This is a genomic window from Pseudoduganella sp. HUAS MS19, assembly GCF_053615455.1.
Genome location: NZ_CM132133.1, coordinates 698,542 through 715,177, shown reverse-complemented (window position 1 = coordinate 715,177; position 16,636 = coordinate 698,542). Strand labels below are relative to the sequence as shown.

The following is a 16,636-nucleotide window of genomic DNA, read 5'->3' as shown; positions in this document are numbered from 1 at the left end:
TAAAAAATTTTTGTGCAGAGCAACGTTAAAAAGCTCTTATAAATTAAGAAATGTTGTTGAGAATATTCCGCTTCTTCTCCGTCTTCCCTCTACCGGTACTGCATCTGCTCGGCGTCGGGCTGGGCTGGCTGGTCTATCTGCTTTCCCCCGCTTACCGGCGCCGCATGCGCGCCAATATGGCCCAGGCCGGCTTTTCGGCCCATCTCGGCAGCGCCGTCGGCGAAGCCGGCAAGGCCATTGCCGAGCTGCCCTTCATCTGGTGCGCCGACCCGCAGCGCGTGACCAGCCGTGCCACTGTGGAGAACTGGGACCTGGTGCAGCAATACCTCGACGCCGGCAAGGGCATTGTGTTCCTGACCCCGCACCTGGGCTGCTTTGAAATTACCGCCCAGGAAATCGCCCACCGCACCGAACTGATGGTGATGTACCGCCCGCCGCGCAAGGAAGCGATGAAGCCGCTGATCGAAGGCGCCCGTGCCCGCAAGAACCTTCTGTTGGCGCCGGCCAATATGGGCGGCGTGCGCATGCTGGCCAAATTCCTCAAGAAGGGCCAGCCGATCGGCTTGCTGCCCGACCAGGTGCCGCAGGAAGGCGAAGGGGTGTGGGCCGATTTCTTTGGCCGCACCGCCTACACCATGACCTTGCCGGCCAAGATGGCGCAACTGGGCGATGCCGTGCTCCTGATCGTCTATGCCGAACGCCTGCCGGGCGGCAAGGGCTATGTGGTGCGCTTCGTGCCGTTCGAAGGTGCGCTGGAGGGCGACTCCGCGGCCCAGGCGCGCGCCATCAACGCTGAAATGGAAAAGCTGATCGCACGCTGCCCGGCCCAGTACTACTGGAGCTATAACCGCTACAAGGTACCGGCCGGGGTGGCCGGTCCGGGCGCCACAGCGCAGGAGGCCTCGGCATGAGGCTCCTGCTTGGGATGATGTGGCTGCTGCACTGGCTGCCGCTGCCGCTGCTGGGCCGAATCGGCAAGGCCGTGGGCAGCCTGCTGTTTGTCGTCATGGGCCCGCGCCGCGAAATCGCGCTCACCAACCTGCGCCTGACCATGCCGCAGTTGACGGAACAGCAGCGCCGCGCCATCGCGCGCCAGCACTTCCAGGCTTACTCGCGCAGCGTGCTGGAACGCTCCATCCTGTGGTGGGCATCGGAAGAGCGCCTGCGCAAGCTGATCAAGGTAGAAACCAGTGCCGGCATGCCGCCCGGCCAGGTCCCGGTGGCCGAAATGACGGAAAAGTCGACCATCCTGCTGTGCCCGCACTTCGTCTGCCTGGACGTGGGCGGCGCCGCCATCGCCATGGAAGCGTCAGCATCGTCCATGTACGTCGCACAAAAGAACAAGGCCTTCGATGAAGTGCTGCGTGCCGGCCGCGCCCGTTTCAAGCCGGTCAGGCTGTTTACCCGCCAGGACGGCATCAAGCCCATCTTGCGCGCGCTGAAGGAAAAGCTGCCCTACTTCATGCTGCCGGACATGGACTTCGGCGACAAGGATGCCGAGTTCGTCCCCTTCTTCGGCGTGCCTGCCGCCACCCTGACTGCCACCGCGCGCATCGCCGCGGCGACCGGTGGCCAGGTGATGCCGGTGATCGCCACCTTCCTGCCCGGTTACGCCGGCTACCGTGTGAAGTTCTATCCGGTGTGGGAGAATTACCCCGGGCCCGATATGGTCGCGGCAACGCGCCGTATGAATGAATTTATTGAAGAACGCGTAAAAGAAGCGCCAGCCGAATACTTCTGGACCCACAAGCGCTTCAAGACCCGCCCGGAAGGCCAGCCTTCCTTCTATTCGAAAAAGCGATGAAACTCAAATTCACCAAGATGCACGGCGCCGGCAATGATTTCGTGGTCATTGACGCCATTAACCAGAAGATCGATTTCAGCCCGGCCCAGTGGCAAGCGCTGGCGGACCGCCGTTTCGGCGTGGGCGCGGACCAGATGCTGGTGGTGGAAAAATCGGCCGTGCCGGGTTGCGATTTCCGTTATCGCATCTTCAACAACGATGGCGGCGAGGTGGAACAATGCGGCAATGGTTCGCGCGCCTTCGTCAAGTTCGTGGTCGAGAAGGGCCTGACAGCGGCGCGCAAGATCAGGGTGGAAACCCTGGCCGGCATCATCGAGCCGCGCCTGGAAGACGACGGCAGCATTACCGTCGACATGGGCGCACCGGTGCTGGACCCGGCGCAAGTGCCGTTCGATACGGAAGGCTTGCAGGGCCAGCCGGAAGGGCGTGAAACCCTGTGGCCGCTGGTGTTGGAGCTGGCCGGCCAGCGCGAGGCGGTGCAGGTGTCGGTAGTCTCGATGGGCAACCCGCATGCGGTGCAGGTAGTGGCCGACGTCGATAGCGCACCGGTAGAGCTGGTGGGACCGCTGATCGAGCATCATCTGCGCTTCCCCAAGCGGGTGAACGCCGGCTTCATGCAACTGCTCGACCGCCAGCACGTGAAACTGCGCGTGTTCGAACGCGGCGCCGGCGAGACGCTGGCCTGCGGCACGGGCGCTTGCGCGGCTGTCGTGGCGGGCATCCGCCGCGGCTTGCTGGATTCGCCGGTGCGCGTGGATGCGCGCGGCGGGCAGTTGTCGATCGCCTGGGCCGGCGAGGGGCAGCCGGTTTACCTGACCGGGCCGGCCGTGACTGTGTTTGAAGGCGAGATCACGCTCTGACACCGGTAAACCGGGGTCTGACCCATCGGGTCAGACCCCGTCTGTGCCACTGCCGCAGGTTGCGGTTGTGCGCGGGTCGGCCCCTGGGGTCTGGCCCGGGCTTACCGGTTCAAGCAGCCGCCATCATATCCGCCCCAAGCCAGCTCTTGAGGCGGTACAGGCGCTGCCGGTAATTCCCCTCCATTTCCGCATCGACCTGCTCGAACAGGCGCCCGATGCGGTCCAGCTTCTGCCGCTCCGCCGCGGTGCGCACCAGCACCAGGCGGCGTTTGCTGCGGCCATAGCTGGCGCGGATATCGACCACCACGCAATGCCCCTGATCGGCCGCCTTCACATCCAATAGCAAGGCCTCGGCGCGCGTCAGGCGGAACAAGGCCGCCAGCTCGATGCGCGCCGCAAGCAGGGGCTGGCTGCTGAGGAATTCGCGCGTCAGCAGCGGCAGCAAGGGATCGGCCCAGCTGGCCGGCGGCGGCGGTGGGGAAATCCGGTCCAGCGCCTGCTGCGCCTCGGCGCTGCCCTGGGCCGCCGCTTTCTGCAGCCAGTACACTGCCCGCACGTCATTGTCTTCGGCGCCGCGGCGCGCGCGCCAGGCGTGGATGCCGCATTCCAGCTGCGCCCCGCTATGCCCCATGCCGGCCGCACGCTCCAGGCAGGCATGCGCTTCGCTCGCGCTGCGCTGGGAAAATTCGGGACGGATATAAATGCGCGACATGGCAAACCAGGCGTCAGCCAGTCCCTGTTCGCCGGCCTGGGCCAGCCAGCGCAGGGCGCGCTTGAAGTTGACCGTGCCGCTGCTCGATTCCACCCGGTCGCCTTCGCTGTTCATGCGCGCCAGGTGCAGGCCCAGCGCCAACTGGGCATCGCGGTCGCCGCCCTGGGCGGCCAGGGTGCGCAAGCGCAGCAGCTCGTCCTGGTCGGCATGTGGCGCGGCTTCCATTGCGCGCCAGGCTTGGGGCACACTGGCCGGCACCTCCGGGCCGGGCGCCGGCGCCGCGCGCTGTAGCGCTACCGGCACCGCGGCCGCGCGCGCCAGGCTGGCGGCGGCAGGCGGCGACAAGTCGACGCGCCGCAACTGCGCCAGCACGCGCACCGCTGCCGGAATGCCTTCCTGCGCGGCGCGCACGAACCACTGCAAGGCCTGCGTGCGCGCCGGCTGCGCCACTTCAAACGGGATGTTCGCACCGATCAGCCGCCAAGCTTCCTCCACGCCCTGGGTCGCGGCGCGGCATAGCCAATGCAAGGCTGTCGGCATGTTTTGTGGCAGGCTGGCCCCGCCGAAAAGGTAGAGCTTGCCCAACGCTAGCTGGGCTGCGGCGTCTCCTGACCGCGCTCCCCTGATAATCACCAGCTCGTCTCGATTTGCCATCGATGTATCCGGTTCCAAGGAATAAGCTGCATGCCCAGTGTAGCCGCACCACTAGGCGGTGGCGCATGACTCCCGGACTTTTTGATGTGTGACAAATGTGACAGCCCTGGCTTTCGCCTTCCTTACAGGTCTTTCACCAAATGAGCAGGCTGGCAAGCGTTTCAAAAATACAACAGCGGCGCCCGTTTTTGACCCTGTTTCGCGCAGGTAAATGACCATTCGGCGCGGATGCCGCGCTATCTGCACTTATCGTATAACCATCCCCGGACCCGGTTTGACTCATAAAAAGGAAGAACACATGAAGAAATCGTTATTGGCCCTGGCCTTGATGGGCGCCTTCAGCAGTGCTGCCTTTGCGCAATCCTCCGTCACCATTTATGGCACGCTGGATGCCGGCGTTACCAAGACCACCAATTCGGCGAATACCGCCATTCAGGAAGCCAAGCGCGACAACAACAAACTGGGCTTTCGTGGCGTCGAAGACCTGGGCAGCGGCCTGAAGGCCCTGTTCCACCTGGAGATCCGCTTCGAGCCGGACACCGGCACCATCGAAGGCGTAAGCCGTCCGCTGTTCCAGGGCCAGAGCCGGGTCGGCCTGCAAGGCGGCTTCGGTACCATCCGCGCCGGCCGCGCACTGACCTCGCTGCAGGAAACCAGCACCCAGTTCGAGCCCTGGTCCGGCATGCCGAACCAGGCCGGCTTCCAGACCGACATCATGGTGGCCGGCTACCGCACCGCGGTGCCGGGCAGCGGCTCCGATCCGCTGGGCCAGGCCGGCAATTCCGGCAACCGTTTCTCCAACGCGATCTGGTACAACACGCCGGTGTGGAACGGCTTCCAGTTCAATGTGACCGTCGGCAGCAAGGAAAACAATGGCCTGGCAAGCGCGATCGTTGGCCGCGGCACGGTGGCTGCGCCACAGTATCCGGTCGGCTCGCAGGCCGGGGCCTACCCGTACTCGGTCAGCGCCACGTATATGGCGCCGGGCACGGCGCCGCAGTGGGCCATCTATGCCGGTTCCGAACGCAATGCGACCGAGGTCAAGTGGCATTCGGTCGGCGCCTACTTCCGTCCGATGCCGCAACTGAAGCTGATGGCCAACTACGGCAGGCAGGACCTGGGCCACGTGCTGGCCTCCAACGACGGCATCAGCGCCTGGATGCTGGGCGCCAACTACACCTACGGCCCTGGCATGTTCCGCCTGGGCTATGGGCAAAAGGACCCGGATGGCCAGCTCAAGACCAAGCAGCTCTCGGTCGGCTATGAATACAACCTGTCGCCGCGTACCTACCTGTACCTGGACCTGTCGCAGAAGAAGACCCCGCTCACCGCGGCGTCGACTTCGGACGTCAACCAGAACCATTACGCGCTGGGCATACACCACAACTTCTAAGCCGGAAAACCCGGGTCAGGCCTGGGGGTCTGACCCAGGCAGCCCCCGCCCCAAGGGCGTCCCCCTTCGGTTAAAATGTCCACGCCTGCAACATTCGATGTGACATCACCAATGACCGACTCCCTGGATTCCGCAATCGTCGCGCAGTACCTGGCCGACCATCCCCACTTCTTCGAAGAACACGCCAACCTGCTCGGCGACGTCAGGCTGTCCAGTCCCCTGACCGGGCGGGCGGTCTCGTTGCAGGAACGCCAGATGGAAGTCATGCGCGACAAATATAAGGCGCTGGAATTGCGCATGGCCGAACTGACGCGCCATGCCGAAGCCAACGCTGCCATCGCCAACCGTTTCCACAGCTGGAACCAGGCCATCCTGCAAACCCGCGACGATGCCGAGGTTCCGCGCGCGGTGGCGCAAGGCCTGGTCGACAGCTTCCAGGTGCCGGCCGCCACCCTGCGCCTGTTCAACGTGGCCGACGAATTTGCCGGTGCATGGTTTGCCAGCGGCGTATCGGAAGACGCCCGCCTGTTCGCCAACAGCCTGCTGACGCCCTACTGCGGCAGCAACAACGATTTCGAAGCGGTGCGCTGGCTGGACGATGCCGGGCAGATCAAGTCGGTGGTGATCTTGCCGCTGCGCAAGCCCGGCGCCAGGGGCGCGGCTTTCGGCCTGCTGATCATGGGCTCGCCGGACCCGGAACGTTTCACCTCCCTGATGGCGACCGACTTCCTGGTCCACATCGGCGAAACCGCCAGCGTAGCGCTGGCTCCCCTGCTGGCCTGAGCCAATGAGCGGCGCCGGTAAGCAGGAACAGGCCGGCGCCTACCTGGCCCACCTGGCCACCCAGCGCAAGCTGTCCGCGCACACGGTGGCCGCCTACGGCCGCGACCTGCGCGAGCTGGCCGCCCTGTCCGACGGCAAAGCCTGGGCCGCCCTGACCCACTTCGATATCCGCCGCTACGCGGCCCAGCTCCATGGCCGCGGCCTGGATGCGCGCAGCATTGCGCGCAAGCTGTCGGGCTGGCGCGGCTTTTTCGCCTGGCTGGGCCGGCACGGCACGCTGGCGGCCAACCCGGTGGAAGGCGTGCGCGCGCCCAAGCGGGCCAAGACCCTGCCCAAGGCCCTGTCGGTCGACGATGCGGTGCAGCTGGTGGCGCCAACGGCGCCAAGCGCCGGCGCCGGCGCGCCGGCCCGGCTGTGCGACCGCGCCATGTTCGAGCTGCTGTATTCGAGCGGCCTGCGGGTGTCCGAATTGGCCAGCCTGGACCGCGCCTTCCGCAAGGCGGGGGACGGCCAGCCCGCCTCGCTGGGCTGGCTGGAACTGGACAACGCCGAAGTCGTGGTGACCGGCAAGGGCAACAAGATGCGCCGCGTGCCGGTCGGCAGCGCCGCCCTCGATGCGCTGCAGGCCTGGCTGGCCGTGCGCCCCGCCCCAACCGACGGCAGCAGCGCCCTGTTCCTCAACGAGCGCGGCAAGCGCATCACGCCGCGCGTGGTGCAGCTGCGGCTGAAGGCGCACGGCATCCGGGCCGGCGCGCCGGTGGCCGTGCACCCGCACATGCTGCGCCACTCGTTTGCCTCGCACGTGCTGCAGTCCTCGGGCGACCTGCGCGCGGTGCAGGAGATGCTGGGCCACGCCAGCATCACTTCGACCCAGGTGTACACCGCCCTTGATTTCCAGCACCTGGCGCTGGTCTATGACAAGGCCCACCCAAGGGCTAAAATTAAATAGCCGGGAACTTGATCCTGCTCAAGTTTGCCCATTTGCCAGCATTTCCAGAATTCCGGCATAATCGACCGATTCCCAATGCTTCTCGTACGACTATGGCAATGATCCCAACCACCATCCTGACCGGATTTCTTGGCGCCGGCAAAACCACGCTGCTGAACCGCATCCTGCGCGAGGAGCACGGCATGAAGATCGCCGTGATCGAAAACGAGTTCGGCCAGGAAAATATCGACAACGAAATCCTGGTCCAGGAATCGCGCGAGCAAATCGTGGAAATGAATAACGGCTGCATTTGCTGCACCGTACGCGGCGACCTGATCGTCGGCCTCAGCGATCTGGCCAAGCGCCGCGCCGCCGGCGAAATCCAGTTCGAGCGCGTGGTGATTGAAACCACGGGCCTGGCCAATCCCGGCCCGGTAGCCCAGACTTTCTTCATCGACGAGGAAGTGGGCGCTAACTACCTGCTTGACGCCGTGGTCACGGTGGTCGACGCGCGCCACGCCATGCAGCAGCTCGACGAGCATGAAGAAGCGCAGCGCCAGGTCGGCTTTGCCGACAAGATCCTGCTGTCCAAGACCGACCTGGTGGATGCGGCCACCGTCGACGCGCTGAGCGCGCGCCTGAAGCGCATCAACCCGCGCGCGCCGATCAGCCGCTCCGATTTCGGCAAGGCGCCGCTGACCGAGGTGCTGGACCTGCGCGGCTTCAACCTGAATGAAAAGCTGGAAATCGATCCCGATTTCCTGGCCGAGGATGAGCACGAGCACGACCATGCCGATTGCGATCACGACCACGCACATGGCGAACACTGCGGCCACGAGCACCATCATCACGACCATCACCACGCCCACCACAGCGACGATATCGCCGCTTTCGTGTTCAAGAGCGAACGCCCGTTTGACCCGGCCAAACTTGATGAATTCCTGGGCGGTCTCGTTGATGTGTACGGTCCTCGCATGTTGCGTTACAAAGGCGTATTGTTGATGCAGGGCGCAGAAAGGAAAGTCGTGTTCCAGGGCGTGCACCAGCTGATGGGCAGCGACCTGGGCGCCAAATGGGGCGAAAACGAGACACGGGCCAGCAAAATGGTGTTTATTGGCAAAAATCTCCCAAAAGACATCTTTATTACTGGCCTTGAACAATGTTTGGTATAAACTAAGGCGTTTTTTTTGACGCCACCCAAGCAGAAATCTGAAAACTCTGTCGTATCGAAGGTAAGCGAAGTCATGACAAAAGCAAATAAATCGACCCCCGCCGCGGAAGTCCTGCTCACCGAAGAAGAAATTCTGAAGATGAGCGACAAGGACTACATGAACCCGGCCCAGATGGCGTTTTTCAAGAACAAGCTGCAAAACCTTGAAAAAGAACTGCTGAAAAACGCTGGCGAAACCACCGAACACCTGCGCGAAACCGTGCTGGTGCCCGATCCCGCCGACCGCGCCACCATCGAAGAAGAGCACGCACTGGAACTGCGTACCCGCGACCGCGAGCGCAAGCTGCTGAAGAAGGTCCAGCAATCGATCGCGGCCATCGACAATAACGACTATGGTTATTGCGAGGAAACCGGCGAACCGATCGGCATTCCACGCCTGATCGCACGTCCAACGGCTACCCTGTCGCTGGAAGCACAGCAGCGCCGCGAACTGAAACAGAAGCTGTACGGCGACTGATCCGCCACAAATTGAGAAAAAGCACGCTTAGGCGTGCTTTTTTCTTTTCTTTACACGTACGGTACGCCCTTATAATTTTCCGTTGGGCTACACTAGTGATCCTATGGGACTGTTCTCCATTTTCAAAAAAGGCAAGGTCGAGGAAAGCGTCGTCGAAACAGACGATGCGGACGCCGCACGCCTGGCCGCGAACAGCGAACTGGAGCGCCAGCGCGCGCAACAGTCGGACCTGCAACGCGAAATCGCCCGCGCCACCGCCATGAAGATCGACGCCATCGAGGCGGCGATGGCAGCGGACATCTTTAATGAACCGGAACCCGCCTGGGCCCGCAAGCCGCGCACGCTGCAGCCAGCCGCGGCCGCAGCCGCCAATGATGGCGCCACCTTGCCCCTGCTGGACCAGTACACCACCGAGCTGCTGGGCGATGAGGATATGCCGCTCGAAGCGGCGGCCGCGGAAAGCGCGCCGATCGTGGAAGAGATCGCGATCCTGTATTCCAATGGCCAGGCCGAGGTGGCCGAACAAATGCTGCTGGGCAGCCTGCCCGACTCGGCGCAGGACCGCACAGTGTGGTGGATGCTGTTCGACCTGTACCAGGTCCTGGGCCGCCAGGAATCGTTCGAAAACGTGTCGATCGACTACGCCAGCCAGTATGAAACGTCGCCGCCGTCCTGGGTCCCGCCCGCCAGCGCGGACAGCAAGGCGCCGGAAGTGACACGCGGCTATTCCGGCGTGACGCCGACCCTGGGCTTGGCCGGCATGCTGAACGCCTCCGTGGCACCGCAGCTGGAACGGCTGGACAGCATGGACCAGAAACAGCCGCTGCGCCTGGACTTCTCACGGGTCAACGGCGTCGATCCGGAAGGCTGCGCCCTGCTGCTGGAGGCCCTGAAAAAGGTCCAGGCGGCCGACCGCGAACTGATCGTGGTGGGCGCCGCCGAACTGGCCGAGCAGGTACGCAACATCCTCACCATCGGCAACCGCGACGTCGGCGAAGCGCCGTGGCTGCTCTACCTCGAACTGCTGCGCCTGCTGAACCAGGAAAAGGAATTCGAAGAAGCGTCGATGGACTACTGCGTCACTTTCGAGGTATCGCCGCCGCCGTTCGTGGCGCCGAAGAAGGTGGCCAATGCTCCGCGCCAGGCCACTGCCGCCGCTTCCGACCGCTTCATGCTGCCCGCCGTGATCGAAGGCGACATCGGCACCCTGCTGGGTGCGATCGATGCCTATGCCAGCGAGAACCAGGTGGTGGTATTCGATTGCGGCCGCCTGGCGCGCATGGAGTTTGGCGCGGCCAGCGCCTTGCAGGCCAAAGTGGCCGAATTGGCAAGCGGCGAGCACCGCGTCGAGTTCCGCGACCTGAACCACCTGGTCGCCGCGCTGATGCGCCTGCTGGGTTATGCTGACATAGCGCGGCTCTTCCCCCACAAGTACTGAGCTGTTGAATTTTGGGGCTGCGGCCCCAAAATACCGCGTTAATCCCAATACAAAGGCATTAACATGGAACAATTTCACGGCACCACCATCCTGTGCGTGCGTCGCGGCAACGATGTCGCGATCGGCGGCGATGGTCAGGTCACGCTGGGCAATATCGTCATGAAGGGCACGGCACGCAAGGTGCGCAAACTGTACCAGAACAAGGTCCTGTGCGGCTTTGCCGGTGGCACGGCCGATGCCTTCACCCTGCTCGACCGCTTCGAAGCCAAGCTGGAAAAGCACCAGGGCAACTTGCTGCGCGCCTCGGTCGAGATGGCCAAGGACTGGCGCACCGACCGCGTGCTGCGCCGCCTGGAAGCGATGCTGCTGGTGGCCGACAAGGATGCCACCCTGGTGATCACCGGCAACGGCGACGTGCTCGAGCCGGAAGGCGGCATCGGCGCCATCGGCTCCGGCGGCAGCTATGCCCAGTCGGCCGCCAAGGCCCTGATCGAGAACACCGACCTGTCCCCCTCCGAAGTGGTGAAGAAGTCGCTCACCATTGCCGGCGAGCTGTGCATCTACACCAACCTGAACCACATCATCGAAACTCTGGACCCAGCATGAACATGACCCCTCAAGAAATCGTCGGCGAACTCGACAAACATGTGGTGGGCCAGGGCAAGGCCAAGAAGGCCGTTGCCATTGCGCTGCGCAACCGCTGGCGCCGCCAGCAGGTGGAAGAGCCGCTGCGCCATGAAATCACGCCGAAAAACATCCTGATGATCGGCCCCACCGGCGTCGGCAAGACCGAGATCGCGCGCCGCCTGGCCAAACTGGCCGACGCCCCCTTCATCAAGGTGGAAGCGACCAAGTTCACCGAAGTGGGCTACGTCGGCCGCGACGTCGACACCATCATCCGCGACCTGATCGATATTGGCGTGAAACAGACCCGCCAGTCGGAAATGGCCAAGGTGCGTGCGCGCGCCGAAGACGCGGCGGAAGACCGCGTCCTCGACATCCTGCTGCCGCCGCCGCGCGACTTCGGCTTTGCCAATGCATCGGCCGAGCCGCGCAGCGACGACAGCACGCGCCAGACTTTCCGCAAGCGCCTGCGCCAGGGCGAGCTCGACGACAAGGAAATCGAGATCGAGCTGGCCGAGCAGAGCCCGACCATGGAAATCATGGCGCCGCCCGGCATGGAAGAAATGACGGAGCAGATCAAGTCGATGTTCTCCGGCATGGGCGGCGGCCGCAAGAAGGCGCGCAAGGTCAAGATCAAGGAAGCCATGCAATTCCTGCTCGAGGAGGAAGCGGCCAAGCTGGTCAACGAAGACGAGATGAAAAAGAAAGCGCTCGCCAACGTGGAGCAGAACGGCATCGTCTTCCTGGACGAAGTGGACAAGATCGCTTCGCGCTCGGAAGTGGGCGGCGCCGACGTCTCGCGCGCCGGCGTGCAGCGCGACCTGCTGCCGCTGGTGGAAGGCACCACCGTCAACACCAAGTACGGCATGGTACGCACCGACCATATCCTGTTCATCGCCTCGGGCGCCTTCCACCTGGCCAAGCCGTCGGACCTGATCCCCGAGCTGCAGGGCCGCTTCCCGATCCGCGTCGAACTGGAGTCGTTGTCGATCGCCGACTTCGAGCGTATCCTGACCAGTACCGACGCCTGCCTGACCAAGCAGTACCAGGCCTTGCTGGCGACCGAAGGGGTGCACCTGGAGTTTGCCGCGGACGGCATCAACCGCCTGGCGGAGATTGCCTTCCAGGTCAACGAACGCACCGAGAATATCGGCGCGCGCCGCCTGTACACGGTGATGGAAAAGCTGCTGGAAGAGATCTCCTACACGGCGACCGAAAGCGGCGCCAAGTCCGTCACGATTGATGCATCCTATGTGAACCAGCGCCTGGATGCGCTGGCCGTCAACGAAGACCTGTCACGCTACGTACTGTAATGGCTAACAAGCAGCTGGCGACACGGCAGAAGATGCGGATCCGCGTCGAGCCCTCGCAACACTTTGGCAAACCCCGCAATCCGATTGCGGCGCTGGCCAAGGCACGGGCAGCGGGGCCGCACGACAAGAACCGCACCACTGCCGAGCGCCAAGCTGCCAGGAAGCTGATCGACAAGAAACTTACCGGCTCCGAGGACGAATAGCCCGGCCGCCAGCGGTCCAATCGCCCTCGCATTCCACCCCCGCCGTACGCGCCGAGACCGATTGCAGGATGGGGATCGGATCGCAAGCAACCATCATCCAGAGTGACGGCAGTATTTCCGTTGACGACTCCCTGATTCCCGCTTCGGCTGGCGTGAAAGCAGCTTTGCCGTGGAGGCGACATCGAAAGCCGCTTCAGCGGGCGAAACGGCTTTGCCAATAAATCTCTCTGCTGCGACGCCTTGAAAATGCTCTTCAGATGTTTCCAATAATTCGATTCGCCGGCGCAGGTCTTGCCCTGTTGCTAGGCGCTCCGTCCATGGCGGCCCCCGCACCGGTGCAAGTGACCTTGGGCATGAAGGACGCTAGTGCGATTGTCGTCAACTATGACTTTCCAACGCCGGTCACGCAGGTCCAGTTTAAACAGCGCCAGCTCGAAACGCGCATTAGCCATTGGAAGCTCAGTAATCCCGACTTGCTTCTCGACGACATCGGCTTGCGCAGCAAGTCGGAACAAGCGTTTAGCCATGTATCAATCGAAATTCCGGTGCTTCAGGCAGCTAAGCTCCGCCATTATGAAACGACAATCCCGGTGGGCAGCAGTGGCGCAGCCATCCTGTCAGAGCATCTTGCACTGTCCCCTGAAACCTGGTCCACAAGCTTCCGCTTCAATGCCGGCGGCGTTGTCCGGGGACGCAATATTGCGCCCGGCACGGCCTGGCACGACGACTTGGCAACAGCTGCCATCGCAGGTGCGTATCTTTATGTCGGACCATTGCATGCAATGCAGGGGGAAAGGGCCAGTTTCTTGTTCGATCCAGCTACGCCACCGTGGATCAAGCAAGAGGTCAAGGGCACTGTCGACGCTGTAACGCAAGCCTACCGGACCAGGTTCGGCGTTCCCAAGGAGCGCATCAGGCCAGCCATCATATTGTCCATGCTCGCCAAGACCGGCCCATCCGACAGCTACCGGGGCGATACGCTACCGGGCCAATCCGTGCGTCTGGCCCTGTATGGCGAGGAGTGGGCAGTGCGCACCGAAGACAGGCAGCGCCAGCTCCGGCGCTTCCTGGCGCACGAATTGGCGCATATCTTCAACGCTGAACTCAGCAGACCGGCCAATTATGGGCACGCCTGGATACACGAGGGGATGGCTGAATATGCCGCGCTCAACACGCTTACGGAGCTGCAGCTGATCAGCCGGCAATACGCCTTGGATACGATGAACGCCAGTATCAATAACTGCCAGCTGGGCATTGCGTCGCGTTCACTCCTCGACATCCAGGCCACTTCCCCCGAACAAAAGCTGTTCTATGATTGCGGCGTTGCCCTTTTTTTTACAGCTACGACCGGCTCGCACGCCATGGCAGTCAGGGTAAGCGGGACTTCTTTGCCGCCATGCGCTCCGCGTTCAAGCAGCCGCAATATTCGGCCGCGTCACTGCTCGCGCTCACCGACAGTCGACGCGACTTGCCGGCCTATCGGTTTATCGAGACCCTGATGACGCAAGGCCGGCTCGACCCCGCGCTTAGCTGGCGCAGCATTCTTCCACCCCTTGGCGTCCGATTGCAGCCAGCATCCCCGCCGCATAATGATGCCGTCTATCTGAAGCCCTTGATGGACTATCTGATCCGCCAGGACTGCAAGACTGGTTCCGGGTACTGGACATTGCCGAATGGCTTGAAAGTCGATGGCCGCTTTGGCTGCACTGCCTTCGCGGACTCGCCGACCATCACGCACATTGAAAATCACGTGCTCCCGGGCAATGCCAGGGTCGCGTTGAACCTGCTGCAGCAGGCCTGCCGGGAAGCTGGCGCAAGCTTATCCATCCTGGCCAATGATGGTCAGCAATTCCTGCTCCAATGCAAGGGCTCTCCGCCAGTTGTGCCGGAGAGCATCTACCTGGATCGACTTTAATCGCGCCTGAGCAATTTTCGATCTGAGCGCCGAGCTCGACGACCTCGAGCAGGTGCGCACGCCATGCATCCTGCAATGGACAAGGCAGAGGGAACTCAAGCTTGCTGGCTACCAGATCGGGCCGAGGAAAAGATATAAGGTTTCTTCCCCGCTGCGGGTGGCACCGGCGCCAAGGAACAAGGGGCCAAAGCGGGTTTCCACCGACAGGAAAGCGCTGCCTGCCTGCTTCAAGGCGCGCCCGGTTGCCGACGCACGGCGGTCGAATCCGCCACCAGTCTCGAGAGAGAAACCGGCCCGCATGGTGCCGCCGAATGCGCTCGGCAGCGCAGCGATGCGGCGCGCCAGCACGAGGCGTCCCAGCACGATTACCGGCTCCTGGATCGAATCGGTCGGCGTGCCCGACAGGCGCAGGAAGCCGCCCAGCGTGACCGGCGAAGCACCGGCCTGCGCCTTGGCCCACTCCAGCGACACGTGGCCGGCCCAGTCCTTCCACTGGAAAGCCTGCAGCGCGGTCGCGCCCCAGTTCACGCCGCCGCTGCCGACACTCTTGCCGCTGCCCGGCGTCTGCTCGCGGCCAATGGTGATCAAAGTGCCGCGCGTCGGGAAGGCCAGCGAATCGAGCGTATCGACGCGGAAGCGGGCAAAGGTCTTGTTGTCGTAGACGCGATCCACCGGCAAAGTCGGGTCTTGCGGAATCAGGCGCCGCACGGAATTGGCCTGGCGCGTCACGCCCACCGACAACTCGCCCCAGTTGCCGAACTGCCGTCCGAGCGCAAACGAAGCGGCACGCGTGCTGTAGGCCACGCGCGCCATGCGCTGCTCTTTCTGGAAGATGTCGCCGGCAATCCTGCCGACCTGCGCCGACGGCATCACGAACCATTGCGAGCCTGGCCCCAGCGGCTGCCACCACTGGATGCCGAGGCCGCGCTCATTGCCCAGGCGTCCTTCGGTGCGCAGTTCCCCGCCCCAGCTATTGAGCGCCGACAGCACGTGCATGACCTTGATGGCGAAGTTGTTCGAGTCGCGGAAATCGCTGGCCAGCTCGAGGCCGACGCGCATGCGGCTGCGCGCCCATTCCGCTTCCGTGGTGCGGATGGTGACGGTACGTTCGCCGTCGACGTCGTCGATGTCGGTTTCCACGCGGGCCATGTCGCCGCGGCCATACAGCGCCACGGCGGCCTGCCGCACCTGTTCGCGCGTGGTCGGCTGGCCGGGTTCCAGGCCGGACTGCTTTTCCAGCACTTGCGGATTCACTTCCTGCGTCCCCTGGATCTGCACCTTGGCCAGCTTGACGGGCCGGTCGGAATCGGCCGGCGTGGCCAGGCGCAGGCTCTCCATGCTGATGTAGTCGCGCTCAGGCAGCGCCAGCGCGGCCAGGCGGGGCGCCAGTTCGCGCGCGGCAGCTTCCCCTGCGGCCATGGCTTTCTGCCAGGTCGAGAAGTCGAGGAAGGTGATACCGTCCAGCTTTGGCGCGATCAGGATGTCGTCCTTGCGCAATTCGCTGAGCGAACGCTGCACATTCTGTTCGGTCAGGATCTGCAGCATCTGGTTGGCCACGCCCAGCGCGCTGCCCAGCTCCTTTTCCGGCGCCAGCGTGGTGCCGACATTGACCGCGATGACGATGTCGGCGCCCATTGCGCGCGCCATGTCGACCGGCAGGTTGCGCACCAGGCCACCGTCCACCACCAGGTGGTCCTTGATGCGCACCGGCGCGAACACGCCCGGCACGGCCAGCGAGGCGCGGATGGTCTGGAACAGCGGCGTGTTGTCAAGCACGACCAGTTCGCCGGTCAGCAGGTCGGAGGCAACCGAGCGGAATGGCAGCGGCAACTGGCTGACCGGCAGGTCGCGCGTGCCGCGCGGCAGCAGGCGTTGCAGGGCCATTTCCAGCGCGGCGTTGCTGGCGGCGCCGGGCGGGCCCTGTACGCCCTTGCGCGTGATGCCGAACTCGATGCGGGAGGGGATCAGGATGTCTTCGTCGCGGCGGCGGAAATGCAGCTCGTCGCGCGCCGGGCGGTCGGCGACCACGCTGTCCCAGTCGGTGCTGGCGGCCATGTTTTCCAGGTCTTTCAGCGAGGCGCCGGCGGCCCAGGCGCCGCCGATCACGCTGCCCATCGAGGTGCCGACCACGATGTCGATCGGGATGCGCATTTCCTGCAGGGCGCGCAGGACGCCGACATGGGCGAAGCCGCGGGCGCCGCCGCCGGAGAGGACCAGGGCGACTCGCGGGCGCTGCAAAACCGGTAACCCGGTGTCAGACCCACCGGGTCTGACACCGGCCTGCGGCAGCCGCGTATCGGGGTGCGGGTTTTCAGCAGCGC

The 16,636-nt window shown here is 63.9% G+C and carries 16 protein-coding genes; 14 read left to right on the top strand and 2 right to left on the bottom strand.

The features are described 5' to 3' along the window. Positions 1 to 50: 50 nt before the first annotated feature. Genes ACWBU6_RS03370 through dapF form a run of 3 tightly spaced genes read left to right on the top strand, consistent with a single transcriptional unit; the run spans position 51 to position 2,664 of the window. The gene (locus tag ACWBU6_RS03370; RefSeq protein WP_452647464.1) at positions 51 to 911 is read left to right on the top strand and encodes a lysophospholipid acyltransferase family protein; all 861 of its coding nucleotides are present in this window, start codon (positions 51 to 53) and stop codon (positions 909 to 911) included. Continuing rightward, positions 908 to 1,804: an LpxL/LpxP family acyltransferase gene (locus ACWBU6_RS03365; protein ID WP_452647463.1), complete on the top strand. Its 897-nt coding sequence runs from the start codon at positions 908 to 910 to the stop codon at positions 1,802 to 1,804. Before ACWBU6_RS03370 ends, ACWBU6_RS03365 begins: the two co-directional genes overlap by 4 nt. Beyond that, entirely contained in the window at positions 1,801 to 2,664 is an 864-nt protein-coding gene (gene dapF, locus ACWBU6_RS03360; protein WP_452647462.1) for a diaminopimelate epimerase, read from the top strand. The genes ACWBU6_RS03365 and dapF overlap by 4 nt, the downstream gene beginning before the upstream one ends. Before the next feature lie 109 nt (positions 2,665 to 2,773). On the opposite strand, the gene ACWBU6_RS03355 is transcribed toward dapF, so the two are convergent. Next, positions 2,774 to 4,030 carry an SEL1-like repeat protein gene (locus ACWBU6_RS03355; protein WP_452647461.1) on the bottom strand — a complete coding sequence of 419 codons (1,257 nt, stop codon included), beginning with the start codon at positions 4,028 to 4,030 and terminating at the stop codon, positions 2,774 to 2,776. Between the two features lie 298 nt (positions 4,031 to 4,328). On the opposite strand from ACWBU6_RS03355, the gene ACWBU6_RS03350 reads away from it, so the two are divergent. From ACWBU6_RS03350 to ACWBU6_RS03300, 11 genes are all read left to right on the top strand, one after another. Then, complete coding sequence (locus tag ACWBU6_RS03350; protein WP_452647460.1) at positions 4,329 to 5,423, top strand: porin; 1,095 nt, start codon at positions 4,329 to 4,331, stop codon at positions 5,421 to 5,423. Positions 5,424 to 5,534: 111 nt separating this feature from the next. Next, a complete protein-coding gene (locus ACWBU6_RS03345; protein WP_452647459.1) occupies positions 5,535 to 6,206 on the top strand; it encodes a DUF484 family protein in 672 nt (223 codons plus the stop codon). 4 nt (positions 6,207 to 6,210) lie between these two features. Continuing rightward, entirely contained in the window at positions 6,211 to 7,155 is a 945-nt protein-coding gene (locus ACWBU6_RS03340; protein WP_452647458.1) for a tyrosine recombinase XerC, read from the top strand. A 92-nt stretch (positions 7,156 to 7,247) separates the two neighbouring features. Further along, positions 7,248 to 8,306, top strand: a complete 1,059-nt coding sequence (locus tag ACWBU6_RS03335) for a CobW family GTP-binding protein (protein WP_452647457.1) — start codon at positions 7,248 to 7,250, stop codon at positions 8,304 to 8,306. 72 nt (positions 8,307 to 8,378) lie between these two features. Beyond that, positions 8,379 to 8,822, top strand: a complete 444-nt coding sequence (gene dksA, locus ACWBU6_RS03330; protein WP_057265949.1) for an RNA polymerase-binding protein DksA — start codon at positions 8,379 to 8,381, stop codon at positions 8,820 to 8,822. A gap of 103 nt (positions 8,823 to 8,925) precedes the next feature. Next, entirely contained in the window at positions 8,926 to 10,260 is a 1,335-nt protein-coding gene (locus ACWBU6_RS03325; protein WP_452647456.1) for an STAS domain-containing protein, read from the top strand. A 63-nt stretch (positions 10,261 to 10,323) separates the two neighbouring features. Then, on the top strand, positions 10,324 to 10,866 hold the full coding sequence (gene hslV / locus ACWBU6_RS03320) for an ATP-dependent protease subunit HslV (protein ID WP_452647455.1): 543 nt from the start codon (positions 10,324 to 10,326) through the stop codon (positions 10,864 to 10,866). Further along, positions 10,863 to 12,197: an ATP-dependent protease ATPase subunit HslU gene (hslU, locus tag ACWBU6_RS03315; protein ID WP_452647454.1), complete on the top strand. Its 1,335-nt coding sequence runs from the start codon at positions 10,863 to 10,865 to the stop codon at positions 12,195 to 12,197. The genes hslV and hslU overlap by 4 nt, the downstream gene beginning before the upstream one ends. Further along, on the top strand, positions 12,197 to 12,400 hold the full coding sequence (locus tag ACWBU6_RS03310; protein WP_452647453.1) for a hypothetical protein: 204 nt from the start codon (positions 12,197 to 12,199) through the stop codon (positions 12,398 to 12,400). Before hslU ends, ACWBU6_RS03310 begins: the two co-directional genes overlap by 1 nt. A gap of 353 nt (positions 12,401 to 12,753) precedes the next feature. Beyond that, a complete protein-coding gene (locus ACWBU6_RS03305) occupies positions 12,754 to 13,899 on the top strand; it encodes a hypothetical protein (protein WP_452647452.1) in 1,146 nt (381 codons plus the stop codon). A 116-nt stretch (positions 13,900 to 14,015) separates the two neighbouring features. Beyond that, positions 14,016 to 14,315 (top strand): hypothetical protein, encoded by a 300-nt coding sequence (locus tag ACWBU6_RS03300; protein ID WP_452647451.1) that lies wholly within the window; start codon positions 14,016 to 14,018, stop codon positions 14,313 to 14,315. Between the two features lie 108 nt (positions 14,316 to 14,423). Here the strand turns inward: ACWBU6_RS03300 and ACWBU6_RS03295 are convergent, their stop codons facing one another. Continuing rightward, on the bottom strand, positions 14,424 to 16,553 hold the full coding sequence (locus ACWBU6_RS03295; protein WP_452647450.1) for a patatin-like phospholipase family protein: 2,130 nt from the start codon (positions 16,551 to 16,553) through the stop codon (positions 14,424 to 14,426). Positions 16,554 to 16,636 lie beyond the last annotated feature (83 nt).

What these genes read in the sequence shown, in the direction of transcription:
- ACWBU6_RS03370 (WP_452647464.1), top strand. Translation starts at nt 51, where the DNA reads ATGTTGTTGAGAATATTCCGCTTCTTCTCCGTCTTCCCTCTACCGGTA.
- ACWBU6_RS03365 (WP_452647463.1), top strand. Translation starts at nt 908, where the DNA reads ATGAGGCTCCTGCTTGGGATGATGTGGCTGCTGCACTGGCTGCCGCTG.
- dapF (WP_452647462.1), top strand. Translation starts at nt 1,801, where the DNA reads ATGAAACTCAAATTCACCAAGATGCACGGCGCCGGCAATGATTTCGTG.
- ACWBU6_RS03355 (WP_452647461.1), bottom strand. Translation starts at nt 4,030, where the DNA reads ATGGCAAATCGAGACGAGCTGGTGATTATCAGGGGAGCGCGGTCAGGA.
- ACWBU6_RS03350 (WP_452647460.1), top strand. Translation starts at nt 4,329, where the DNA reads ATGAAGAAATCGTTATTGGCCCTGGCCTTGATGGGCGCCTTCAGCAGT.
- ACWBU6_RS03345 (WP_452647459.1), top strand. Translation starts at nt 5,535, where the DNA reads ATGACCGACTCCCTGGATTCCGCAATCGTCGCGCAGTACCTGGCCGAC.
- ACWBU6_RS03340 (WP_452647458.1), top strand. Translation starts at nt 6,211, where the DNA reads ATGAGCGGCGCCGGTAAGCAGGAACAGGCCGGCGCCTACCTGGCCCAC.
- ACWBU6_RS03335 (WP_452647457.1), top strand. Translation starts at nt 7,248, where the DNA reads ATGGCAATGATCCCAACCACCATCCTGACCGGATTTCTTGGCGCCGGC.
- dksA (WP_057265949.1), top strand. Translation starts at nt 8,379, where the DNA reads ATGACAAAAGCAAATAAATCGACCCCCGCCGCGGAAGTCCTGCTCACC.
- ACWBU6_RS03325 (WP_452647456.1), top strand. Translation starts at nt 8,926, where the DNA reads ATGGGACTGTTCTCCATTTTCAAAAAAGGCAAGGTCGAGGAAAGCGTC.
- hslV (WP_452647455.1), top strand. Translation starts at nt 10,324, where the DNA reads ATGGAACAATTTCACGGCACCACCATCCTGTGCGTGCGTCGCGGCAAC.
- hslU (WP_452647454.1), top strand. Translation starts at nt 10,863, where the DNA reads ATGAACATGACCCCTCAAGAAATCGTCGGCGAACTCGACAAACATGTG.
- ACWBU6_RS03310 (WP_452647453.1), top strand. Translation starts at nt 12,197, where the DNA reads ATGGCTAACAAGCAGCTGGCGACACGGCAGAAGATGCGGATCCGCGTC.
- ACWBU6_RS03305 (WP_452647452.1), top strand. Translation starts at nt 12,754, where the DNA reads ATGAAGGACGCTAGTGCGATTGTCGTCAACTATGACTTTCCAACGCCG.
- ACWBU6_RS03300 (WP_452647451.1), top strand. Translation starts at nt 14,016, where the DNA reads ATGGACTATCTGATCCGCCAGGACTGCAAGACTGGTTCCGGGTACTGG.